The organism is Streptomyces sp. E-08, from assembly GCF_049913095.1.
Classification (GTDB): Bacteria; Actinomycetota; Actinomycetes; order Streptomycetales; family Streptomycetaceae; genus Streptomyces.
Window position 1 is genome coordinate 5009710 of the sequence record NZ_CP183971.1, and the last position, 21953, is coordinate 5031662.

Consider the following 21953-nt stretch of genomic DNA (forward strand, 5'->3'; position numbering starts at 1 on the left):
GCGCGTGCGCTACCCCACCACCGTCCAGGTGTCCCTGCCCGCCAGCAGCTGGGCCAGGTCGCCCTTGCCCTGCTGTTCCACCGCCTTCTCCAGCTGCTCCGCCATCAGCGTGTCGTACACCGGGCGGTCCACCGACCGGAAGACGCCGATCGGTGTCTGGTGCAGGGTGTCCGGGTCGGCCAGGCGGGACAGGGCGAAGGCGGTCGTCGGGGTGGCCGCGTGGGCGTCGTGGACGAGGATCCGGGCCTCGTTCTCCGGGGTCACCGTGACGACCTGGAGGTCGCCGGTGGCCGGGTCGCGGACGACGCCCTTCTCGTTCTCGGCGCCGAACCGGATCTGCTGCCCGTGTTCGAGGCGGATCACCGCCTCCTTCGCCTGGTCCTTGTCCTTGAGGACCTCGAAGGCGCCGTCGTTGAAGATGTTGCAGTTCTGGTAGATCTCGACGAGCGCCGTGCCGTTGTGCTCGGAGGCCTGCCGCAGCACCTCGGTGAGGTGCTTGCGGTCGGAGTCGACCGTCCGGGCCACGAAGCTCGCCTCGGCGCCGAGCGCCAGCGACACCGGGTTGAAGGGCGCGTCCAGGGAGCCCATCGGGGTCGACTTGGTGATCTTGCCGAGCTCCGAGGTGGGGCTGTACTGGCCCTTGGTGAGGCCGTAGATCCGGTTGTTGAAGAGCAGGATCTTCAGGTTCACGTTGCGGCGCAGGGCGTGGATCAGGTGGTTGCCGCCGATGGAGAGCGCGTCGCCGTCGCCCGTGACGACCCAGACGGACAGGTCGCGGCGGGAGGTCGCGAGGCCGGTCGCGATGGCCGGGGCGCGGCCGTGGATGGAGTGCATCCCGTAGGTGTTCATGTAGTACGGGAAGCGGGAGGAGCAGCCGATGCCGGAGACGAAGACGATGTTCTCCTTCGCCAGGCCGAGTTCGGGCATGAAGCCCTGCACGGCGGCGAGGACGGCGTAGTCGCCGCAGCCGGGACACCACCGGACCTCCTGGTCCGACTTGAAGTCCTTCATCGACTGCTGGGCCTCGGCCTTCGGCACCAGGCTGAGCAGGGTCTCCGTGGGCTCAGGCATCGATGGCCTCCTTGAGGACGGCGGCGAGCTGCTCGGCCTTGAACGGCATGCCGTTGACCTGGGTGTGGCTGCGGGCGTCGACGAGGTACTTCGCCCGGACGAGGGTGGCGAGCTGGCCGAGGTTCATCTCGGGGACCACGACCTTCTCGTACCGCTTCAGGACCTCGCCGAGGTTCTTCGGGAAGGGGTTGAGGTGGCGCAGGTGGGCCTGGGCGACGGCGCCGCCCTCGCGCCGGATGCGGCGCACGGCGGCGGTGATCGGTCCGTAGGTGGAGCCCCAGCCGAGGACCAGGGTGCTCGCGCCGTCCGGGTCGTCGACCTCGATGTCCGGGACCTCGATGCCGTCGATCTTGGCCTGCCGGGTGCGGACCATGAACTCGTGGTTGGCGGGGTCGTACGAGATGTTGCCGGTGCCGTCCTGCTTCTCGATGCCGCCGATGCGGTGTTCGAGCCCGGGGGTGCCGGGCACGGCCCAGGGGCGGGCGAGGGTCTCCGGGTCGCGCTTGTACGGCCAGAAGACCTCGGTGCCGTCGGCGAGGGTGTGGTTCGGCCCGGTGGCGAACTGCGTCCGCAGGTCCGGGAGTTCCTCCACGTCCGGGATCCGCCAGGGCTCGGAGCCGTTGGCCAGGTAGCCGTCGGAGAGCAGGAAGACCGGTGTGCGGTACGTGAGCGCGATCCGGGCGGCGTCGAGGGCCGCGTCGAAGCAGTCGGCGGGCGTCCTCGGGGCCACGACCGGGACCGGTGCCTCGCCGTTGCGGCCGTACATGGCCTGGAGGAGGTCGGCCTGCTCGGTCTTGGTGGGCAGACCGGTGGACGGGCCGCCGCGCTGGATGTCGACGATCAGCAGCGGCAGTTCGAGCGAGACGGCCAGTCCGATGGTCTCGGACTTCAGCGCCACGCCGGGGCCGGAGGTGGTCGTCACGGCGAGCGAGCCGCCGAAGGCCGCGCCGAGCGCCGCGCCGATGCCGGCGATCTCGTCCTCGGCCTGGAAGGTCCGCACACCGAAGTTCTTGTGCCGGGACAGCTCGTGCAGGATGTCCGAGGCGGGGGTGATCGGGTACGAGCCGAGGTAGAGCGGCAGGTCCGCCTGGCGGGCGGCGGCGACCAGGCCGTACGAGAGGGCCAGGTTCCCGGAGATGTTCCGGTACGTGCCGGTGGGGAAGGCCCGGGTCGCCGGGGCGACCTCGTACGAGACGGCGAAGTCCTCGGTGGTCTCGCCGAAGTTCCAGCCGGCCCGGAACGCGGCCACGTTGGCCTCGGCGATCTCCGGCTTCTTCGCGAACTTCTGGCGCAGGAAGGCCTCGGTGCCCTCGGTCGGGCGGTGGTACATCCAGGAGAGCAGCCCGAGCGCGAACATGTTCTTGCTCCGCTCGGCCTCCTTCCGGGACAGGCCGAACTCCTTGAGCGCCTCCAGGGTCAGCGTCGTCAGCGGCACCGGGTGGACCCGGTAGCCGTCGAGCGAGCCGTCCTCCAGGGGCGAGGTCGCGTACCCGACCTTGGCCATGGCGCGCTTCGCGAACTCGTCGGTGTTGACGATGATCTCGCCGCCGCTCGGCACGTCCCCGATGTTCGCCTTGAGGGCGGCGGGGTTCATTGCGACCAGCACGTTCGGGGCGTCGCCCGGGGTCAGGATGTCGTGGTCGGCGAAGTGGAGCTGGAAGGACGACACGCCCGGCAGGGTTCCGGCGGGTGCCCGGATCTCGGCCGGGAAGTTCGGCAGCGTGGAGAGGTCGTTCCCGAAGGACGCCGTCTCCGAGGTGAAGCGGTCACCTGTCAGCTGCATGCCGTCACCCGAGTCACCCGCGAAGCGGATGATCACCCGGTCGAGCCGGCGTACTTCCTTCTCGGTGCCGTGGTGGGGCGTCGCCGGGGCGCTGCGCTGCTCCCCGACCAGGGCCTCACCGGCCTCGCTACTGACCTGGCTGGTCACTGAACTGGACCTCCCTCGCGGCAAGGGGACTCTCCGCCGGAGGCGGGGAGAAGGCTCGGGGCGCGGCGGGTGGCCTCCCTGGGGAGATCACTTACCGTCCCGAGGCCCACCCTACGACGGTAAGGGGGGCCTTCCCGGGACTTCTCACATCGCGGACCTCTTTTTGAGATGCCCTCTTGCCCTGAATCGTCACGTTCTGTCGCCACCCGGAGTGTTCCGGAAAGTCTGATTCCGCCTCATCCTTTGGGATGAGGACCAGGATATCTGACAGAGTGTCAGATGATCAGGACTTCAGGTACGTCAACACCGCGAGCACCCGGCGGTGATCACCGTCGCTCGGGGAGAGCCCCAGCTTCAGGAAGATGTTGCTGATGTGCTTCTCCACCGCGCCGTCGCTCACGACCAGCGCTTTCGCGATCGCCGAGTTCGTCCGGCCCTCCGCCATCAGACCTAGGACCTCCCGCTCGCGCGGGGTCAGATTCGCCAGCACGTCCTGCTGACGGCTCCGGCCCAGGAGCTGCTGCACGACCTCCGGATCCAGGGCCGTACCGCCCCCGGCGACCCGCACGACCGCGTCCACGAACTCACGGACCTCCGCGACCCGGTCCTTCAGCAGATACCCCACACCCCGGCTGGAACCGGCCAGAAGTTCGGTGGCGTACTGCTCCTCCACGTACTGCGACAGCACGAGCACCCCCAGACCCGGGTGCTCCTTGCGCAGCCGCACCGCCGCGCGCACGCCCTCGTCGGTGTGCGTCGGCGGCATCCGCACGTCCGCCACCACCACGTCCGGCAGCGCGCCCTCACGCGCGAGGCCCGCCACCGTCTCCACCAAAGCCTCGCCGTCGCCGACGCCGGCGACCACCTCGTGCCCCAGATCGGTCAGGAGCCGGGTCAGACCCTCCCTGAGCAGCACGGAATCCTCGGCGATGACCACCCGTACCCGCGCCGTCACGTCTTGCACACTCACGCCCTGCAGCCCCCATGCTCCGGTCCATCCGTTCGAACCCTCAGCATGGCACTCCACCCGTGCCCGGTGGGGGCCCGCGCCCCACTGTCGTGCGGGCCGTCGTCCCGCCCCGGCGGGAACGACGGCCCACGACGGAGGGCTACGAGCGCCAGGGCAGCTCCACCGTCACCGCCGTCGGGCCGCCCGCCGGCGAGTCCACCGCCAGCACCCCGTCCACCGCCCCCACCCGCTCCGAGAGACCGGCCAGACCCGAGCCGCCCCCGATGCCCGCGCCGCCGACCCCGTCGTCCCGCACCTGGAGCATCAGCCGGTCACCGGTCCGCCACACGTCCACCCAGGCACGCCGCGCGCGCGAGTGCCGGGTGACGTTCTGGAGGAGCTCCGAGACCGTGAAGTACGCGATGCCCTCGATCGCCGGCACCGGCCGCGCCGGCAGGTCCACGTCCACGGACACCGGGACCGCGCACCGCGAGGCCACCGCGGAGAGCGCCGCGTCGAGCCCCCGGTCGGTGAGGACCGCCGGGTGGATGCCCCGGGCGAGGTCCCGCAGCTCCTGGAGGGCCAGCTTCACCTCGCCGTGCGCCTCGTCGACGAGGACCGCCGCCGCCTGCGGGTCCCGCGCCAGCTTCTCCTTCGCGAGCCCCAGGTCCATGGCGAGCGCGGCGAGCCGGGCCTGCGCGCCGTCGTGCAGGTCGCGCTCGATGCGCCGCAGGTCCGCCGCGGCGGTGTCGACGACCACGCCCCGGTCCGACTCCAGCTCCGTGACGCGCGAGGCGAGCCGGGACGGGCCGAGGAGACCGGAGACGAGGAGCCGGTCGACGGAGACGAGCCCGCGCAGCACCCACGGCCCGATGAGGACGAACACGAGTCCGATCAGGCTGGTCACGGCGATCTCGAACGGCGCGTCGAGGTAGAAGGCGTGGGTGGCGTCGCCGTACAGCTGGATCCCGTCCTGCCCGACCCACGCCGGGAAGACCCACTGCCACAGCGGGTACGTGAAGAGGCTCCAGCCCCAGGCCCACAGCGCCACGGTCACCGAGAACGAGAACACCGCCCACGGCATGTGCAGGATCGCGTACAGCAGGTGCCGCCACGACGCACCGCTCTTCAGCATGGCCCCCATCCACGAGAACGCCCCGCCCGTCCGCCCGCGCACCGGCTCCGGCGCGGCCACGTCGAGGTCGAGCAGTCCCCGGGCCCTGGCCCGCTCCACCGCGCCGAAGCCCCGGCACATCGCGAGCGCCCCGGCCAGGATCGGCACCCCGAGGAAGGTGATGAGCAGCCCGGCGCCGGCCGAGACGAAGGAGACGGAGAGCGCGAACCAGAGGACGCTCAGCGGCAGCCCGATCAGCACGTACCCGAAGGCGCGCCAGGTGCGGGCCTCGAACGGCGCGCGGATCGCGGCGGGAAGTCGGTGGGAGGCGGCCATCACGGTGTTCCTTCTCTGCTCGGAGCGTTTCCGGGGGTGTGGGCGGTACGAGTTCCAGGGTTCCGTCCCGCGCCCCGCCGGACCATGAGGCGGGTGGGCGTCTGCGGGCGGGGGTTTTCCCTACCCGGGCGCCGCGGGAAGGGTCAGGACGCCGGGCGGGAGCGCCACGGCAGCTCCGCCGTGACCGTCGTCGGACCGCCCTCGGGGGAGTCGAGGACCAGCAGCCCGTCGACCGCGCCGAGCCGCTCCGCGAGCCCCGCGAGCCCCGTGCCGCCGTCGAAGCGCGCCCCGCCGGCCCCGTCGTCCCCCACCTGGAGCATCAGCCGGTCGCCCGACCGCCGCACCTCCACGGAGGCGGACCGGGCGCGCGCGTGCTTGGAGACGTTCTGGAGGAGCTCCGAGACCGTGAAGTACGCGATGCCCTCGATCGCCTCCGCGGGCCGCTCCGCCAGGTCCACGTCCACCTTCACCGGCACCGTGCAGCGCGCGGAGACGGAGGAGAGCGCCGCGCTGAGCCCCCGGTCGGTGAGCACCGCCGGGTGGATGCCCCGGGCGAGGTCCCGCAGCTCCTGGAGGGCCAGCTTCACCTCGCCGTGCGCCTCGTCGACCATCACCGCGGCGGCCTCCGGGTCCTCCAGGAGCTTCTCCTTCGCCAGGCCGAGCCCCATCGCCAGGGCCACGAGCCGGGCCTGGGCGCCGTCGTGCAGGTCGCGTTCGATCCGCCGCAGGTCGGCCGCGGCGGTGTCGACGACCACGCCCCGGTCGGACTCCAGCTCGGCGATCCGCCGCTCCAGCTCGTCGGAGGGCGAGAGAAGCCCCCGGACCATGCCCCGGTCGCCGTTGGCCAGGCCGCGGGCCAGGAAGGGGAGGACGGGCCACAGCACCAGGAGCGAGACGAGACCGACGGTGAACGTCACGATCCCCCAGGGCAGCCGGATCAGCCCGTACAGCTGGGTCCGCCAGGCCACCGGGTCCTTCAGCCGGGACCACAGCCAGCCGAAGAAGCCGCCGCGCGAGGGCAGCGGGGAGGGCTCGGTGACCTTCACCCCGAGCAGCGCGCGGGCCCGCGCCCGTTCCGACCGGCCGATGAGGCGGGCGCCGCCGAGGCCGAGGGCGAGCAGCGGCAGACCGATCACGGTGACCGCGAGGCCCACGCCGAGGGCGATGCTGACGACCGCGTAGACGAAACCGGCCAGCGCGGTGAAGAGGTTGGAGAGGAGGAAGGCGATCTCCTTCCAGGTCTCCTTCCCGTAGGCGAGCCGCAGCGGCGGACGGGGGTTCTCGGCGGACCCGGGGGAGTCGGCGGAGCCGGACGACTCGGAGGACTCGACGGGATCAAGATCGGCGCTCATGGTCCCCAGACTGCCGGTCGGGGAGGGCGCGACGCCATGGGGGAGGTGGGTGAGAAGGAGGGGGGATATCCCCACCGGCGCGGGCACGCGCGAACGTACCGGCAGGTACGCGAGAAGGCACCCGCGACTGCTTACGGTCCCTTTAGCAGGGCCTAGACTCGCGTCCGTACAGAAGTGACTCATGAGACACCGAGACCGAGGGGCGGACGTGCGGGAACCGACCGTTGTCGCGGCCGACGCGGCGGACTACTTCCAGACGTACTCCGTCGTCGGGCTGCTCGCCGTCATCGGCGTGCTGTTCGTCGCCGTGGCGTTCGGCGCGGGCCGGCTGCTGCGGCCCGTCGTGCCGACGCCCGAGAAACTCCTCACCTACGAGTGCGGTGTCGACCCCGTGGGGGAGGGCTGGGCCCACACCCAGGTCCGCTACTACGTGTACGCCTTCCTCTACGTCGTCTTCGCCGTCGACTCGATCTTCCTCTTCCCCTGGGCGACGGTCTTCGCCGCGCCCGGATACGGCGCCACGACCCTGGTCGAGATGTTCGTCTTCCTCGGCTTCCTGGCCGTGGGGCTGCTCTACGCGTACAAGAAGGGCGTCCTGGCATGGACGTAACACCCCTGCCCGCTCCGAAGCTGGGGCCGCTCGCCCGCCTGGCCCCCGAGCCGATGAAGGTGGTCCTGAACTGGGGCCGCCGCTACAGCCTGTGGGTCTTCAACTTCGGGCTCGCCTGCTGCGCGATCGAGTTCATCGCCGCGTCGATGGCCCGGCACGACTTCATCCGCCTCGGCGTGATCCCCTTCGCGCCGGGCCCGCGCCAGGCCGACCTGATGATCGTCTCCGGCACGGTGACGGACAAGATGGCGCCGGCGGTGAAGCGCCTGTACGAGCAGATGCCGGAGCCGAAGTACGTCATCTCCTTCGGCGCCTGCTCGAACTGCGGCGGCCCGTACTGGGACTCGTACTCGGTCACCAAGGGCGTCGACCAGATCATCCCCGTCGACGTGTACGTACCGGGCTGCCCGCCGCGCCCGGAAGCGCTGCTCCAGGGCATCCTCAAGCTCCAGGAGAAGATCGCCCGGGAGAGCCTGGCGGAGCGGTACGCGACGACTCCGTCGGTGACGCAGCTGACGAGCCCCCTGGTCGAGCGCCCGGAGCCCACAGCGCCGGGAGGCACGGCATGACCGCCTACGACTCCCTGCCCGACGCCGTGACGGAGATCTTCGGCGAGGAGGCGACGGCGGAGCAGGCCTACGACCTGCTGACCGTCGACGTCCCGCCGGCATCCTGGCTCACGGCGCTCACCACGGCCCGTGACGAGCTGGGCTGCACGTACTTCGACTGGCTGAGCGCGGTCGACGAGCCGGGCACCGGCTTCCGCGTCTGCGCCCACGTGGTGGCGCTCGGCGAGGGCCGGCCGCGCCGGCTCCTGCTGCGCACGACCGTCCCGCACGACGCCCCCGTCCTTCCGACGGCGATCGGGGTGTACGCGGGCGCGGGCTGGCACGAGCGCGAGACGCACGAGATGTTCGGCGTGGCCTTCGAGGGCCACCCGCACCTCGTCCCCCTCCTCCTCCCCGAGAACTTCGAGGGCCATCCGCTCCGCAAGGACTTCGTCCTCGCGGCCCGGGTCGCCAAGGCGTGGCCGGGCGCGAAGGAGCCGGGCGAGGCGCACGACGGCGGCGGCCCGAAGCGCCGCCAGATGCTCCCGCCGGGCGTCCCGGACCCGAACGAATGGGGCCCCCTGAAGGGCCAGCTCCCCCCCGGCCCCGACCCGCCCGGCCCGAGCGGCGGCGGGCGACCGCCCGGTTCGCCGCGCCCGCACGACCGCGGAGGGCTCGGCGGGCCAGGAACCGAGCGCCGCTCCGGCCCGCCGTGCCCGCTCGGTTTCCGAGGGCTCGGCGAGCCAGGCGGCCGCGGAGCCGGAGGGTACGACGGAGGCCCCGGCCTCCACGGCCCGTCCGCCGCGCCGTTCCCGCTCGGCTTCCGAGGGCTCGGCGAGCCAGGCGGCCGCGGAGGCGGAGGGTACGACGGAGGCCCCGGCCTCCACGGCCCGCCCGCCGCGGCGTTCCCGCTCGGTTTCCGAGGGCTCGGCGAGCCAGGCGGCCGCGGAGGCGGAGGGTACGACGGAGGCCCCGGCCTCCACGGCCCGCCCGCCGCGGCGTTCCCGCTCGGTTTCCGAGGGCTCGGCGAGCCAGGCGGCCACGGCGGACGGCCAGGCGGCCCCGGACGTGGACGGCCCCGCGCCCCGCGCGGCGGCCGCCACCCCGCGTACCCGCAGCTCGGACGCCCCCTGGCACCACGCCCGCCCGGCCTTCGAGGACCCGACAACCCCGGAGCCCCCGGCCGAGCCCGAGCCGCTGGCCGAGCCCGAGTCCCCGGCCGAGCCCGAGTCCCCGGCGGCACCCGCCGCCACGGACGCGCCTGCCGTCGCGGCTGAGTCCGGGTCCCCTGCGGCACCCGCCGTCCCGGCCCAAGAGCCGGTCTCCCCCGCGAACGGCCCCGCCCAGGAGCCCGCCCCCGGGCAGGACGCCCCCGCCCAGGAGCCGGCCCCCGGGCAGGACGACCCGGCCCCCGGATCCGACGTCCCGGCGGACGCCGACGCCCCGGCGGACGGAGCCGAGACCGAAGTCCGGCGGCCCGCCCCCCGAGGCGGCCGTGACGGCGACGACAACCCCACCGAACCCCCCGCCGGAGGCGATCCCGCGTGAACGACGCACTCGACGTCGCCGTCCGCCTGCTCATCGTCTTCGGCGTCTTCCTCGTGCTGCCGCTGGTCGTCGGGCAGACCGAGCACAAGGTCATGGCCCACATGCAGGGCCGCCTCGGCCCCATGTACGCGGGCGGCTTCCACGGCTGGGCCCAGCTCGTCGCCGACGGCGTGAAGTTCGCGCAGAAGGAGGACGTGGTCCCGAAGGACGCGGACCGGCGGATCTTCCAGCTCGCGCCGGCCGTCGCCCTCCTCCCGTACCTGCTCGTCCTCGTCGCCATCCCCATCGGGCCCAGCGAGGGAGCCGTCGGTCAGGTCGTCGACGCGGGCATCTTCTTCGTGCTCGCCGTCATGGGCGTCGGCGTCCTCGGCTCGCTCATGGCCGGCTGGGCCTCCGCGAACAAGTTCTCGCTGCTCGGCGGCCTCCGTACCGCCGCCCAGCTCCTCGCGTACGAGCTCCCGATGCTGCTCGCCGCCGCCTCCGTGGCGATGGCCGCCGGCACCGTCTCGCTGCCCGGCATCCTGAACGCCTTCGAGTGGTGGTGGCTGCCCTGGCAGATCATCGGCGCGCTGGTGTTCTTCGTCGCCGGCCTCGCAGAGCTCCAGCGGCCCCCGTTCGACATGCCGGTCGCCGACTCGGAGATCATCTTCGGCGCGTACACCGAGTACACCGGGCTCCGCTTCGCACTGTTCCTGCTCGCCGAGTACGCGGGCATCGTCGTCCTCTGCGGTCTCACCACCGTCCTCTTCCTCGGCGGCTGGCACGGACCCTTCGGCGCCGACGGCCTCGGCTGGGTCTGGACCCTCCTCAAGACGGCCGTCCTCGCCTTCGTCGTGATCTGGCTGCGGGTCACGTATCCCCGCCTCCGCGAGGACCAGCTGCAGAAGCTCGCCTGGACGACCCTCGTCCCGCTCGCGCTCGCGCAGATCGCACTCACCGGCATCGTGAAGGTGGCGATCCAGTAACCATGCCTCCCATCCCCGGTTCCGGCCTGGCCAAGGGCCTCGCCGTCACCCTCCGCACGATGACGAAGAAGACCGTCACCGCGCAGTACCCGGACGTGCAGCCCGAGCTGCCGCCCCGCACCCGCGGGGTCATCGGCCTGTTCGAGGAGAACTGCACGGTCTGCATGCTCTGCGCCCGTGAGTGCCCCGACTGGTGCATCTACATCGACTCCCACAAGGAGACCGTGCCGGCCGCCGCCCCCGGCGGCCGCGAGCGCAGCCGGAACGTCCTCGACCGCTTCGCCATCGACTTCTCGCTCTGCATGTACTGCGGGATCTGCATCGAGGTCTGCCCCTTCGACGCGCTGTTCTGGTCGCCCGAGTTCGAGTACGCGGAGACCGACATCCACGAGCTCACCCACGAGCGCGACAAGCTCCGCGAGTGGATGTGGACGGTCCCCGAGCCGCCCGCGCTCGACCCGCACGCGGAGGAGCCGAAGGAGATCGCCGCGGCCCGCAAGGCGGCGGACAAGGCCGCCGCCCAGGCCGCCGCCGAGGCCGAGGCCGCCGCCCAGGCCGCCGCCGAAGCCCAGGGCGAGGCACAGGGCGACGCCCAGGAGGACCAGCAGTGACCCTCGCAGCACAGAGCGCCGGCTTCCTCTCGCCCACCGGCGTCGAGATCGCCTTCGTCCTCGTCGGCCTCGTCACCCTCGGCGCCGCCCTCGTCACCGTCACCACCCGCCAGCTGGTGCACGCCGCCCTCTGGCTGGTCGTGGCGCTCGGCGGGCTCGCCGTCGAGTACCTCCTCCTGACCGCCGAGTTCATCGCCTGGGTCCAGGTCCTGATCTACGTCGGTTCCGTCGTCGTCCTCCTCCTCTTCGGCCTCATGCTCACCAAGGCCCCCATCGGCCGCTCCCCGGACGCCGACTCCGGCAACCGGCCGGTCGCCCTCGCCGTCGCGCTGGCCGCCGCGGCCGCCCTCGTCTGGGTCGTCGTCGACGCCTTCCGCACGACCTGGATCGACCTGGACGGACCCGCCCGGGGCTCCACCGCCGTCACCGGCGAGATCCTCTTCCAGCACTGGGTGCTGCCCTTCGAGGCGTTGTCGGTGCTGCTCCTCGCCGCCCTGGTCGGCGCGATCGTCCTCTCCCGGAAGAAGAAGGAGGACGAGAGCTGATGCACCTCGCCTACCCGGCCGTCCTCGCCGTCCTCCTCTTCGCCGTCGGCCTGTACGGCGTCCTCGCCCGCCGCAACGCGATCCTGGTCCTGATGTCCGTCGAGCTGATGCTCAACGCCGTCAACCTCAACCTCGTCGCGTTCGACGTGTGGCTCCGTGACACCCTCCACGCCGGCCAGGCCCTCACCCTCTTCACCATCGCCGTCGCCGCCGCGGAGATCGGCATCGGCCTCGCCATCGTCCTGATGGTCCACCGCAACCGCGGCACCGCGGACGTCGACCGTCTCCGCGACACCAAGGAACAGCCGTCCGCCGAGGAGAAGGCCGAGGCCGCCGCGTGACCACGACCACCCTCGCCGTCCTCGTCCCCCTCCTGCCCTTCCTCGGCTCCGCCGCCGGCCTCCTGCTCGGCCGTACCGCGCCCGGCTTCGTCCGCCCGCTGGCCGTGCTGCCGACGCTCGCCGCCGCGGTCCTCGCCGTGCTCGTCGCCGCCCGCCAGGGCGGAGGGAAGGCGATCGACGCGTCCACGCAGCTCACCCCGACCGGCTCGGTCCCCATCGACCTCAGCCTCCACATCGACGGCTTCGCGGCGCTCGCGGCCGTCCTCGTCGGCGTCGTCGCGACCTGCGTGCAGATCTACTCGACCGGCTACCTCCGCGAGGACCCGCGCTACCCCTCGTACGCCGCGCTCGTCTCCCTCTTCACTTCCGCGATGCTGGTCGTCGTCTACTCCGGCGACCTGATGGTGCTGCTGGTCGGCTGGGAGGTCATGGGCATCTGCTCGTACTTCCTCGTCGGCCACTACTGGGAGACCCCCGAGGCGCGGTCCGCCTCCCTGAAGGCCTTCCTCGTCACCAAGCTCGGTGACGTCCCCTTCCTCATCGGTCTCTTCGCGCTCGCCACCGACGCGGGCACCTTCCAGATCACGGGCGTCCTCGGCGCCGTCGCGCACGGCGGCCTCGACCACCCCACCCTGATCGCACTGCTGCTGCTCGCCGGTGTCGCCGGCAAGTCCGCGCAGTTCCCGCTCCACACCTGGCTCCCCGACGCCATGGCCGGCCCCACCCCCGTCTCCGCGCTCATCCACGCGGCGACGATGGTCGCCGCCGGCATCTACTTCCTGGCCCGTCTCCTCCCCGTCTTCGCCGCCTCAGCCGCCGCGATGACCGTGCTCGCCGTGATGGCCGCCGTCACGATGGTCGGCTCGGCGCTCGCCGCGCTCGCCCAGGACGACATCAAGCGGGTCCTCGCCTACTCGACGATCGGCCAGCTCGGCTACATGGCCGGTGCCCTCGCCGTCGGCGACCGCGGGGCCGCCGTCTTCCACCTCGTCTCGCACGGCGCGTTCAAGGCGCTGCTGTTCCTCGCCGCCGGCGTGGTCATCCACGCCGCCGGCACGAACTCGCTGACCGCCATGTCCCGCATGAGCGGCCTCGCCCGGCGCATCCCCGACGCGTACTGGACGATGACCGTCGCCCTCCTCGCGCTCGCCGCGATCCCGCCCTTCGCCGGCTTCTTCTCCAAGGAGGCCGTTCTCGTGGCCGCCGAGCACACCGCGCTCGGCGAGCGGGACGTCGCCCCCGCCGGGGCCGGCTGGATCGTCCTCGTCGCCGGACTCCTCACCGCCCTGCTGACCGCCGCGTACGCGCTCCGCCTCTGGCTGCGGACCTTCCGCGGCCGCGGCGCCGAAGCCCCCGACCTCCCCCAAGCTCTCGACTCCGTTCGAGCAGGGGGGACCCCCATCCGTCAGCCGATCGCCATGACGAGCGTCCTGTGGGTCCTCGCGATCCCCTCCCTCGGTTTCGGTCTGACCGTCACCTACCTGGACGACTGGTTCGACGGGCACCCCCTCACCCCGACCCTGACCACGGCCGTCCTCGGCACGGGCCTCGCCGCCGCCGGAGCCGCCGTCACCTACGCGGTCTGGCGCACCCTCGCCGCCCGCACCCCGGTCACGGTCCCCGTCCCGCACGTCGCCCACCCGGACGCCGAGGCGGGTCAGGTCGAGGCCGAGGCACTGCACCTGCCGCACCCCGCCGAGGACCCGGCCGACCCCGGCCGCGCCCTGCTCGGACCGCTGCACGGACCCGCCGCCGACGGTTTCCACCTGGACGCCGTCTACCGGACCGCCTTCGTCCGCCCCGTGCTCGCCGCCGCCTCCCTGGTCCGCTTCCTGGACCGCGAGGTCGTCGACACCTACGTCCGCGCCGCGGGAGACAGCGCCAAGGGCCTCGGCTGGCTCGTCCGCCGCGCCCAGACCGGCAACGTGCAGACCTACCTGAGCGCCCTGCTCGCCGGCTCCGTCGTCCTGGCGATCGTCGCCGTCGCCCTCGCCAACGCCGCCGCCGGAGCGTGAGCCGTGATCGATATCAGCGAATCCGTGATGCAGTTCCTTCTGGCGTTGATCGTCGCCGGCCCGCTCCTCGGCGCCGCCGCCGCTCTCCTCCCCGCCCCGCCCGGGCTGAAGGGGAAGTCACCCGACCAGGCAGTGCTCCGCCACGGCGTCACCGTCACCGGCGTCATCCTGCTGGCTGCGATCGTCCTCGCGCTCGGCTTCGACCACGACCACCCGTCGAAGATGCAGGCCACGACGGACATCAGCTGGATCAGGGCACTCGACGTGCGCATCCACCTCGGTGTCGACGGCATCTCCCTCCCCCTCCTGGTCCTGACCGCGCTGCTGACCTTCCTCTGCGCGCTGTACAGCTACTTCAAGCTGCCCGCGGGCGGGTCCCCGAAGGCCTTCGTCGCGCTCCTCCTCGTCCTGGAGTCCGGCACCCTCGCCACCTTCGCCGTCCTCGACCTCGTGCTGTTCTTCCTGGCCTTCGAGACGGTCCTCATCCCGATGTACTTCCTCATCGCCCGCTGGGGCGGCGAGGGCAGGCGCGCCGCCGCCTGGAAGTTCATCCTCTACACGCTGCTCGGCTCCGTCGTCATGCTGCTCGGCCTGCTCCTCATCGGCGTGAAGGCGGGCACGTTCGACATGGTGGCACTCGCCACTGACAACGGCCGCGGACTGACCACGTCGGTGCAGGTCATCGCCGTTCTCGCGATCGGTCTCGGGCTCGCCGTGAAGACCCCGATGTGGCCGCTCCACAGCTGGCTCCCGGACGCCCACACCGCCGCCCCGACCGTCGGCTCCGTCCTCCTCGCCGGCGTCCTCCTGAAGATGGGCACGTACGGGTTCGTGCGGATCGTCCTGCCGATCGCCCCCGACGGCATGCGGACCTTCGCCCCGTACCTCGCGGCCTTCGCCGTCGCCGGGATCATCTACGGATCGCTGGCCTGCCTCGCCCTCGTGAGGCCCGGCAACAAGGGCGACCTCAAGCGCCTCATCGCGTACTCCTCCGTCGGCCACATGGGCTTCGTGCTCCTCGGGATCGCCACCATGACCCCCACCGGGGTCAACGGCGCCCTCTTCGCCAACATCGCCCACGGCCTCGTCACCGGCCTGCTGTTCTTCCTGGTCGGCGCCGTCAAGGACCGGTACGGCACCGCCGACCTCGACACCCTCGCAGGAGCCACCGGCGCCGCCCTCTACGGCCGCGCCCCCCGCCTCGGCGCCCTCCTCGCCTTCGCCGCCGTCGCCTCCCTCGGCCTGCCCGGCCTCGCCGGCTTCTGGGGCGAGATGCTCGCCCTGTTCGGCGCCTTCGACCCGGCCGAGGGCCTCAGCCGCCCCGCCTTCCTCACCTTCATGGCGATCGGCGCCTTCGGCACCCTCCTCACCGCCGCCTACCTCCTCCTCGTCGTCCGCCGCGTCTGCATGGGTGGCCCGCGACCCGCGGGGGAGACGGCGATCGCCGACGTCCAGGGGTACGAGTTCGCCGCCTGGACCCCGCTCGTCGCCCTCACCGTCCTCGCCGGACTCTGGCCCGCCGTCCTCCTCGGCCTCACCGACCCGGCCGTCCAGCAGCTCCTCGCGGGAGGACCCCGATGACGTCCCTCGTCCAGTCCGTCGACTGGCTCACGATCGCGCCGCCCACCCTCACGGCCCTGGTCGCCCTCGTCGTCCTCGTCGCGGACCTCTTCGTGCCGCCGGAGCGCAAACAGCTCCTCGGCTGGACGGCGGTCGGCGGCCTCACCGCCGCGCTCGCCCTCCTCCTGCCGCTGCGGGCCGGCGACCGCTCCACCTTCTGCCTGACCGCCAAGGCCCAGGCCGCGGGCCACGCGGACGCGTGCAGCTACACCGCCGACCACTTCACCCTCGTCATCCAGCTGCTCGTCCTCGCCGGCGCGCTGGTCACCGCGCTCCTCTCCCTGGACGAGACCCGGGAGAGGCTCCCGGCCGGCGAGTACTGGTTCCTGCTGCTGTCCTCGGCCGCCGGCGCCGCCCTGCTGCCCGCCTCCCGCGACCTCGCCACCCTCGTCGTCGCCCTCGAAGTGGCCTCGCTGCCCGCCTTCGCGCTCGTCGGCCTCAAGCGCGGCGACCGCATGTCCGGCGAGGCCGCCCTCAAGTTCTTCCTCTCCTCCGTCACCGCGACCGCCGTCACCCTGCTCGGCGTCAGCTTCGTGTACGCGGCCACCGGCACCCTCCACCTCACGGAGATCGCCCAGCGCCTCGACGACGTCCCCGGGCAGCTCCAGACGCTCGCCGAGGCCGGAGTCGCCCTCACCCTCGTCGGCTTCGCCTTCAAGACGGCCGCCGTCCCCTTCCACTTCTGGGTGCCCGACACCTACGTCGGCGCCCCGCTGCCCGTCGCCGCCTACCTCTCCGTCGTCGGCAAGGCCGTCGGCTTCACCGGCCTCATCCTGGTGACCGTCGTCGCCTTCCCCTCGTACGCGGACGTGTGGGGCCCGGCGCTCGCCGTCCTCGCCGCGCTCACCATGACCGCCGGGAACGTCGCGGCGCTCCGCCAGGTGTCCACGCGCGCGTGGAGCGCGGTACGGCTGCTCGCCTGGTCCTCCGTCGCCCAGGCCGGCTACCTCCTGGTGCCGATCGCGGCCGCCGCGTACTCCGGCGACGACCAGATCGGCGCCACCGTCGCGTACGCCCTGATGTACGCCGTGGTGAACCTCGGCGCCTTCGCGGTCGTCGCGCTCGTCGCCCGCACCCACCCCGAGAACCGGATCGCGGACTACCGGGGCCTGTACGCGGCCAGCCCCGCGGCGGCCCTCACGCTCGGGTTCTTCCTCCTGAATCTGGCCGGTTTGCCCCCGGGTATCATCGGCCTCTTCGCCAAGGTGACCGTCTTCTCGGCGGCCGTCGACGCGGGCCTCGGGTGGCTGGCCGTGATCATGGGCGTCAACGTCGTGATCGCGCTGTACTACTACCTGCGCTGGACGGCCCTGCTCTTCCGCACGCCGGAGGGCGCACCCGCCCCGCACAAGGCCCCCGCGCCGGTCACCCTGGCGATCGTGCTGACCGCCGCCGCCGGGGTCGTGCTGTCGGTCTACCCGCAGTTCGCCCTCCGCTTCGCGGCGACGGCGCTGTTCTGACCCCCCCACAAGAGAAGAACCGAGGAGCAACACCCCGTGCTGAACGGATTCAAGGACTTCATACTTCGCGGGAACGTCGTCTCGATGGCCATCGGTCTGGCCGTCGGCTCCGCGTTCACGGCCGTCGTCACCGGCTTCAGCAAGGCGTTCATCACCCCGCTCATCGGTCTGGCGACCGGCTCGGTCGGCGACTTCAGCGAGGCCAGCTTCTCGATCCAGGGCACGGTCTTCCCGTACGGCCTGGCCATCGCCGCCGTCATAGCGTTCGTCATCACGGCCGCCGTCCTCTACTTCCTCATCGTCGTCCCGATGACGAAGATCCAGGCGAAGTTCGCCAAGGAGGAGGCCGCCGACCCGAAGGCCGAGAAGCGCGACTGCCCCCGCTGCTTCACCGAGATCCCGGCCATCGCCTCCCGCTGCGCCCACTGCACCAGCGAGGTCGAGCCCACCGCCCTCTTCCTGGAGAAGATCCCGGCCGCTCGCTGATCACCCGTACGGCCCACACGGCACCCCCCCGCGCGCCGGGGAACCCGAACCTCCCGCCTGGCGTTGACCAGTACGGGAGGGTCCACTGGACGAGTGGACCACCAGGAACACCGCGAGGAAAAGGGTTCCCCTGCCGCACCACTTGGAGGGCGTACCGTGCACCGCCGGCACAACGGGCTGAGGACCGCGGTCCTCCTCGGAGGGCTCTCGGCCCTCATCATCGTCATCGGCAGCTTCTTCGGGCGTACGGGGCTGATCGTCGCGCTGCTCGTGGCGCTCGGCACCAACGCGTACGCGTACTGGAACAGCGACAAGCTGGCGCTGCGGGCCATGCGCGCCCGGCCGGTGAGCGAGTTCGAGGCACCCGCGCTCTACCGGATGGTGCGCGAGCTCTCCACGCAGGCGCGTCAGCCCATGCCCCGGCTCTACATCTCACCGACGCAGGCTCCCAACGCCTTCGCGACCGGCCGCAACCCGCGCAACGCCGCCGTCTGCTGCACCGAGGGCATCCTGGCGATCCTCGACGAGCGCGAGCTGCGCGGGGTCATCGGCCACGAGCTGAGCCACGTCTACAACCGGGACATCCTCATCTCCTCGGTCGCCGGAGCGCTCGCCTCCGTGATCATGTTCCTGGTCAACTTCGCCTGGCTGATCCCGGTCGGCCGCTCCAACGACGACGACGGCCCCGGCATCCTCGGCTACCTGCTGATCCTCATCCTCGGCCCGATCGCCGCCTCGATCATCCAGCTCGCCATCTCCCGGTCCCGGGAGTACGAGGCCGACGCCTCCGGAGCCCAGCTCACCGGGGATCCGCTGGCCCTCGCCAGCGCCCTGCGGAAGCTGGAGGCCGGGACCAAGCAGCTGCCGCTGCCGCCCGAGCCGAGGATCGAGACCGCGAGCCACATGATGATCGCGAACCCGTTCCGGCCCGGACAGGGCCTCTCCAAGATGTTCTCCACCCATCCGCCGATGGCCGAGCGGATCGCCCGGCTCGAACAGATGGCAGGTCGACGCCCGTGAAGACGATCCTCAACATCATCTGGCTGGTTCTGTGCGGGTTCTGGATGTTCCTGGGCTACATGCTCGCAGGCGTCCTGCTCTGCATCACGATCATCGGCATCCCCTTCGGACTCGCCGCGTTCCGCATCGGCGTCTACGCGCTCTGGCCCTTCGGCCACACGGTCGTCGACCGGCGCGACGCGGGAGCCCCGTCCTGCGTCGGCAACGTGCTGTGGCTGATCCTGGCGGGCTGGTGGCTCGCGCTGGGCCACATCACCACGGGGATCGCCCTCTGCATCACGATCATCGGCATCCCACTGGGCATCGCGAACTTCAAGTTGATCCCGGTGTCGCTGCTGCCCCTGGGCAAGGAGATCGTCCCGACGGACCAGGCGTACGGCTACGGCGCCGCACGCTGACACGACCCCGCGTGCGGGCTCACGACGGGGGCTACGGGACGGCTCGGCCTCGGCTTATGGACCAGGCCACCACGCCCGCCGCCAGGACCCCCGACCCTGCCAGGACCGCGCCCGCGGGGAGGGCGAAGGCGAGGGCGGCGCAGCCGGCGAGGCCGAGCGCGGCCAGGGGCCGGTGGCGGCCGCCCAGCGTCCAGGCGGAGGCGTTCGCGATCCCGTAGTAGACGAGGACGCCGAACGACGAGAAGCCGATCGCACCCCGCACGTCCACCGTCGCCGCCACCACGGCCACCACCGCGCCCACCGCGAGCTCCGCCCGGTGCGGCACCCGGAAGCGGGGGTGGACGGCCGCGAGGGCCGTCGGCAGGTACGCGTCCCGGGCCATCGCCAACGTCGTACGGGACACCCCGAGGATCAGCGAGAGCAGCGAGCCCAGGGCCGCGACGGCCGCGCCGGCCGTGACCAGCGGCACGAGCCAGGCGGCGTCCGCCGCGCGCGCCGCGTCGGCGAGCGGCGCGGGGGAGGCGGCGAGGGCCGTGGGGCCGAGGACGGTGAGCACGCTGACCGTGACGAGGCCGTAGACGGCGAGCGCGAGGCCGAGCGCGAGCGGCACCGCCCGGGGGATCGTGCGGGCCGGATCGCGGACCTCCTCGCCGAGCGTGGCGATCCGCGCGTACCCCGCGAATGCGAAGAAGAGCAAACCCGCGGCCTGGAGCACCCCGTCCGTCGTGAACTCCCCGCCGAGGGCGGCCGGCCCCTTCCCGCCGGCCCCGAAGGACACCGTCACGACACAGGCGAGCACCGCGAGGACGAGCGCCACGATCACCCGGGTGAGCAGGGCGGACTTCTGAAGCCCCAGGTAGTCGAGGGCCGTCAGGGCGACCACGGCGGCGACCGCCACCGCGTGCGCGTGCCCGGGCCACAGGTATGCCCCGACCGTCAGCGCCATCGCCGCGCAGGAGGCCGTCTTGCCGGCGACGAAGGCCCAGCCAGCCAGGTAGCCCCAGAAGGATCCGAGGCGTTCGCGACCGTACACGTAGGTGCCGCCGGACGCGGGGTGGCGGGCGGCGAGCCGCGCCGAGGACATGGCGTTGCAGTAGGCGACGACGGCGGCGGCCCCGAGCGCCCAGAGCAGTCCCGCGCCGGATCCGGCCGCTTCCGCAGCGGGCCCGAGGGCGACGAAGATCCCGGCGCCGACCATCGATGCGAGCCCGATCACGACCGCGTCGAAGAGGCCCAGGGAGCGACGCAGTTCCGGTGTCATGCTCCGCACATTAGACGCTGAGGCCGGTCTCCCTGAGCGTGATGTTCAGGCGTCCCGCCAGGCCGAGCGCGGGCTCGGCCGTGCCCGGGAACACCTTGGGAACGCCGTGGTGGACCCACCGCGAAGCCCCACCGAAGACGAAGAGGTCCCCGGAGGCCAGATCGACGTCCTGGTACGGCCGGCCGCGGTTCTCCTCGTTCCCGAAGCGGAACACGCACCGGTCCCCGAGGCTCAGCGACACCACCGGCGCCCCGGATCGCTCCTCCCGGTCCTGGTGCATGCCCATCCGCGCCCCGGGCGCGTAGAAGTTCACGAGCGCCGTGTCGGGTGTGAAGCCCCCGTGGTCCCCGTACGCCTCGACGAGCGCCGCGCGGCCCAGCGCGACCAGCCGACCGGGCAGGGGGACCCCGACGGAGTCGAGGTAGCGGTATGGCACCCACTGCCGGCCCAGGCACAGCGACCGCACGGACATCACGCCGCCGCCGGGGAGCACCGTCTGCCGGTACGGGACGGGCCCGCGCCCCCACGCGCGGCAGGCGTCCACGAGCTCGCGCTGCCGCGCGAACGGGAGCCACGCGGGCACGTGCACCGCCCCGGGCGCCACCGTGACCCGCTCGCGGGGGAAGAGCCCCTCGCTCACACGAGGGCCCCTTCGAGGCCGAGGAGCCGTTCCTTGCGGTCGAGCCCGGCGGCGTACCCGCGCAGGTTCCCGTCGGCTCCGATCACCCGGTGGCAGGGCCGCACCACGAGCAGCGGATTGCGCCCGATCGCGGTGCCCACGGCCCGTACCCCGGCACCGGCCGAGCCGACCCGGCGGGCGATCTCCCCGTACGAGACGGTCGTCCCGTACGGGATCTCCTCCAGGGCCCGCCAGACGCGCCGCTGGAACGCGGTCCCGGCGTCACCGTCGAGCGGCAGGTCGAACCGGTCGCGCCGCCCGTCGAAGTACTCGCCCAGCTGCCGGGCGGCCTCCGTGAAGGCCTCGGGTGCGAGCGTCCAGCCGGCCTCGACCTCGACGGCGCCCTTCTGCCCCGGCAGGGACAGTGAGCGCAGCGCGGCCCGGCCCCCTTCGGCGAGCTGCCCGACGAGCAGCATCTCGCCCAGGGGGCCGTCGACGTACGCGTACACGGTCATGACTGGTTCCTCTCCCCGCACGGGTCTTCCTGGGACCCAGTGTGCGGGGACCGCCGAGCGCGGGGCTGGCGGTATTCGGACGCGACCGTCAGCGGTAGTTCACGAACTGGATCGCGAAGTCGAAGTCCTTGCCCTTGAGCAGCGCCTGCACGGCCTGCAGGTCGTCACGGCTCTTCGAGCTGACGCGCAGCTCGTCGCCCTGGACCTGCGCCTTGACGCCCTTGGGGCCCTCGTCACGGATGGCCTTCGCGACCTTCTTGGCGTTCTCCTGGGAGATGCCCTCCTCGACCGAGGCGAAGAGCTTGTACTCCTTGCCGGACAGCTGCGGCTCGCCCTCGACCTTCAGGCACTTGAGCGAGATCCCGCGCTTGACCAGCTTGGTCTGGAAGATGTCGAGGATCGCCTTGACGCGCTCGTCGCCGCTCGCCTGCATGAGGATCTTCTCGCCCGACCACTCGATCTTGGCGTTGGTTCCCTTGAAGTCGTAGCGCTGGGAGATCTCCTTCACGGCCTGGTTGAGGGCGTTGTCGACCTCCTGCCGCTCGACCTTGGACACGATGTCGAAACTGGAGTCGGCCATGACTCGTGGCTCCTTGCTCGGATGCTGTGGGGTACCCCCAAAGCCTAGGGGGTGAGCCA

Annotated in this window: 21 protein-coding genes and 1 pseudogene; 13 read left to right on the forward strand and 9 right to left on the reverse strand. The window is 72.2% G+C overall.

The window, feature by feature from the left end:
- Window positions 1-9: 9 nt before the first annotated feature.
- From ACN9MM_RS23135 to ACN9MM_RS23155, 5 genes are all read right to left on the reverse strand, one after another.
- Complete coding sequence (locus ACN9MM_RS23135) at window positions 10-1071, reverse strand: 2-oxoacid:ferredoxin oxidoreductase subunit beta (protein ID WP_426365478.1); 1062 nt, start codon at window positions 1069-1071, stop codon at window positions 10-12.
- Window positions 1064-3001, reverse strand: coding sequence for a 2-oxoacid:acceptor oxidoreductase subunit alpha (locus ACN9MM_RS23140; protein ID WP_426365480.1), 1938 nt, complete (start codon window positions 2999-3001; stop codon window positions 1064-1066). Before ACN9MM_RS23140 ends, ACN9MM_RS23135 begins: the two co-directional genes overlap by 8 nt.
- A 283-nt stretch (window positions 3002-3284) precedes the next feature.
- Entirely contained in the window at window positions 3285-3956 is a 672-nt protein-coding gene (locus tag ACN9MM_RS23145; RefSeq protein ID WP_426368807.1) for a LuxR C-terminal-related transcriptional regulator, read from the reverse strand.
- A 154-nt stretch (window positions 3957-4110) separates the two neighbouring features.
- On the reverse strand, window positions 4111-5400 hold the full coding sequence (locus tag ACN9MM_RS23150; protein ID WP_426365482.1) for a sensor histidine kinase: 1290 nt from the start codon (window positions 5398-5400) through the stop codon (window positions 4111-4113).
- Window positions 5401-5543: 143 nt separating this feature from the next.
- A complete protein-coding gene (locus ACN9MM_RS23155) occupies window positions 5544-6752 on the reverse strand; it encodes a sensor histidine kinase (protein WP_426365484.1) in 1209 nt (402 codons plus the stop codon).
- Between the two features lie 181 nt (window positions 6753-6933).
- Here ACN9MM_RS23155 and ACN9MM_RS23160 point away from each other — a divergent pair, with 181 nt between their 5' ends.
- The 13 genes and pseudogenes from ACN9MM_RS23160 (at window position 6934) to ACN9MM_RS23220 (ending at window position 18919) form a co-directional block, all read left to right on the forward strand.
- Window positions 6934-7362 carry an NADH-quinone oxidoreductase subunit A gene (locus tag ACN9MM_RS23160; protein ID WP_382864867.1) on the forward strand — a complete coding sequence of 143 codons (429 nt, stop codon included), beginning with the start codon at window positions 6934-6936 and terminating at the stop codon, window positions 7360-7362.
- Window positions 7353-7931, forward strand: coding sequence for an NADH-quinone oxidoreductase subunit B (locus ACN9MM_RS23165; protein ID WP_426365486.1), 579 nt, complete (start codon window positions 7353-7355; stop codon window positions 7929-7931). Before ACN9MM_RS23160 ends, ACN9MM_RS23165 begins: the two co-directional genes overlap by 10 nt.
- A pseudogene (locus ACN9MM_RS23170) lies at window positions 7928-9458 on the forward strand (NADH-quinone oxidoreductase subunit C). The gene ACN9MM_RS23165 and the pseudogene ACN9MM_RS23170 overlap by 4 nt, the downstream one beginning before the upstream one ends.
- Window positions 9455-10423 (forward strand): complex I subunit 1/NuoH family protein, encoded by a 969-nt coding sequence (locus ACN9MM_RS23175; protein ID WP_382864859.1) that lies wholly within the window; start codon window positions 9455-9457, stop codon window positions 10421-10423. The pseudogene ACN9MM_RS23170 and the gene ACN9MM_RS23175 overlap by 4 nt, the downstream one beginning before the upstream one ends.
- 2 nt (window positions 10424-10425) lie before the next feature.
- A complete protein-coding gene (locus ACN9MM_RS23180) occupies window positions 10426-11034 on the forward strand; it encodes a NuoI/complex I 23 kDa subunit family protein (RefSeq protein ID WP_426365488.1) in 609 nt (202 codons plus the stop codon).
- A complete protein-coding gene (locus tag ACN9MM_RS23185; RefSeq protein ID WP_426365490.1) occupies window positions 11031-11579 on the forward strand; it encodes an NADH-quinone oxidoreductase subunit J family protein in 549 nt (182 codons plus the stop codon). The genes ACN9MM_RS23180 and ACN9MM_RS23185 overlap by 4 nt, the downstream gene beginning before the upstream one ends.
- The gene (gene nuoK, locus ACN9MM_RS23190; RefSeq protein ID WP_382864850.1) at window positions 11579-11920 is read left to right on the forward strand and encodes an NADH-quinone oxidoreductase subunit NuoK; all 342 of its coding nucleotides are present in this window, start codon (window positions 11579-11581) and stop codon (window positions 11918-11920) included. The genes ACN9MM_RS23185 and nuoK overlap by 1 nt, the downstream gene beginning before the upstream one ends.
- A complete protein-coding gene (locus ACN9MM_RS23195) occupies window positions 11917-13935 on the forward strand; it encodes an NADH-quinone oxidoreductase subunit L (RefSeq protein WP_426365493.1) in 2019 nt (672 codons plus the stop codon). The genes nuoK and ACN9MM_RS23195 overlap by 4 nt, the downstream gene beginning before the upstream one ends.
- 27 nt (window positions 13936-13962) lie before the next feature.
- On the forward strand, window positions 13963-15516 hold the full coding sequence (locus ACN9MM_RS23200; protein WP_426368808.1) for a complex I subunit 4 family protein: 1554 nt from the start codon (window positions 13963-13965) through the stop codon (window positions 15514-15516).
- A complete protein-coding gene (locus tag ACN9MM_RS23205) occupies window positions 15513-17015 on the forward strand; it encodes an NADH-quinone oxidoreductase subunit N (RefSeq protein ID WP_426365495.1) in 1503 nt (500 codons plus the stop codon). The genes ACN9MM_RS23200 and ACN9MM_RS23205 overlap by 4 nt, the downstream gene beginning before the upstream one ends.
- A gap of 36 nt (window positions 17016-17051) precedes the next feature.
- On the forward strand, window positions 17052-17501 hold the full coding sequence (gene mscL, locus ACN9MM_RS23210; protein WP_426365497.1) for a large conductance mechanosensitive channel protein MscL: 450 nt from the start codon (window positions 17052-17054) through the stop codon (window positions 17499-17501).
- A gap of 156 nt (window positions 17502-17657) precedes the next feature.
- Window positions 17658-18521: a zinc metalloprotease HtpX gene (gene htpX, locus ACN9MM_RS23215; RefSeq protein WP_426365499.1), complete on the forward strand. Its 864-nt coding sequence runs from the start codon at window positions 17658-17660 to the stop codon at window positions 18519-18521.
- Window positions 18518-18919, forward strand: coding sequence for a YccF domain-containing protein (locus ACN9MM_RS23220; RefSeq protein ID WP_426365501.1), 402 nt, complete (start codon window positions 18518-18520; stop codon window positions 18917-18919). The genes htpX and ACN9MM_RS23220 overlap by 4 nt, the downstream gene beginning before the upstream one ends.
- 31 nt (window positions 18920-18950) lie before the next feature.
- On the opposite strand, the gene ACN9MM_RS23225 is transcribed toward ACN9MM_RS23220, so the two are convergent.
- The 4 genes from ACN9MM_RS23225 to ACN9MM_RS23240 all read right to left on the reverse strand — a co-directional run bounded on the left by ACN9MM_RS23225 (window position 18951) and on the right by ACN9MM_RS23240 (window position 21894).
- Complete coding sequence (locus tag ACN9MM_RS23225) at window positions 18951-20180, reverse strand: APC family permease (RefSeq protein WP_426365502.1); 1230 nt, start codon at window positions 20178-20180, stop codon at window positions 18951-18953.
- A gap of 10 nt (window positions 20181-20190) precedes the next feature.
- On the reverse strand, window positions 20191-20820 hold the full coding sequence (locus tag ACN9MM_RS23230; protein WP_426365504.1) for an alpha-ketoglutarate-dependent dioxygenase AlkB family protein: 630 nt from the start codon (window positions 20818-20820) through the stop codon (window positions 20191-20193).
- Window positions 20817-21314 (reverse strand): methylated-DNA--[protein]-cysteine S-methyltransferase, encoded by a 498-nt coding sequence (locus ACN9MM_RS23235; RefSeq protein WP_426365506.1) that lies wholly within the window; start codon window positions 21312-21314, stop codon window positions 20817-20819. Before ACN9MM_RS23235 ends, ACN9MM_RS23230 begins: the two co-directional genes overlap by 4 nt.
- Before the next feature lie 88 nt (window positions 21315-21402).
- On the reverse strand, window positions 21403-21894 hold the full coding sequence (locus ACN9MM_RS23240; RefSeq protein WP_361739607.1) for a YajQ family cyclic di-GMP-binding protein: 492 nt from the start codon (window positions 21892-21894) through the stop codon (window positions 21403-21405).
- Window positions 21895-21953 lie beyond the last annotated feature (59 nt).